Origin of the sequence: Rhodoplanes sp. SY1, from assembly GCF_046000175.1 — a bacterium.
In the GTDB taxonomy this organism is placed as follows: Bacteria; Pseudomonadota; Alphaproteobacteria; order Rhizobiales; family Xanthobacteraceae; genus Rhodoplanes.
Genome location: NZ_JBEOMB010000309.1, coordinates 1 through 508, shown reverse-complemented (window position 1 = coordinate 508; position 508 = coordinate 1). Strand labels below are relative to the sequence as shown.

Genomic DNA, 508 nt, shown 5'->3' with positions numbered 1-508 from the left:
CGGCGAGCGCGCTGTGCGGCAAAGGCACCGCGACCTGATGGCCCATGTAGCCGGGGTGGTGCAGGCGCGTCGAGGCGGCGAGGTAGTCGGCGAGAAAGCGGCGCAGCCGATCGCCGGTGAGGCCGCCCTCGGCGATCAGCCTGTCGAGCTCGAGGGTCTTCGCGAGATCGAGAAGGGCCGGCTGGCGGATCACCGGGCCCTCGCGTCGGTAGGCCCGCTCGGCGTGGTCGGCCATCGCATCCACGGTGATCGCCGCGTCGGCGCGAAATCTCATGGCGTCCTCGACCGCAGCGTTGCGGGTGCCCTCACTCCGGCAGCGGGATGGACTCGCTCTCGCCCGGGACGGTGGCGAAGCGGCCGGCCTTCCAGTCGGCCTTGGCGGTCTCGATGCGGTCCTTGCGCGACGAGACGAAGTTCCACCAGATGAAGCGCGGCCCGTCCATCGGCGCGCCGCCCAGGATCGCGAGGCGCACCGGCGTCAGCGCCGTGACCGTGATGCGGTCGCCGG

At 72.2% G+C, this 508-nt stretch carries 2 protein-coding genes; both read right to left on the bottom strand.

The window, feature by feature from the left end:
- The coding region (locus ABTU92_RS29310; RefSeq protein ID WP_408095073.1) for a hypothetical protein at positions 1 to 274 on the bottom strand (274 nt) is incomplete at its 3' end.
- 31 nt (positions 275 to 305) lie between these two features.
- Positions 306 to 508 (bottom strand): pirin-like C-terminal cupin domain-containing protein (locus ABTU92_RS29305; RefSeq protein WP_408095072.1); only part of this gene is annotated, 203 nt, incomplete at its 5' end.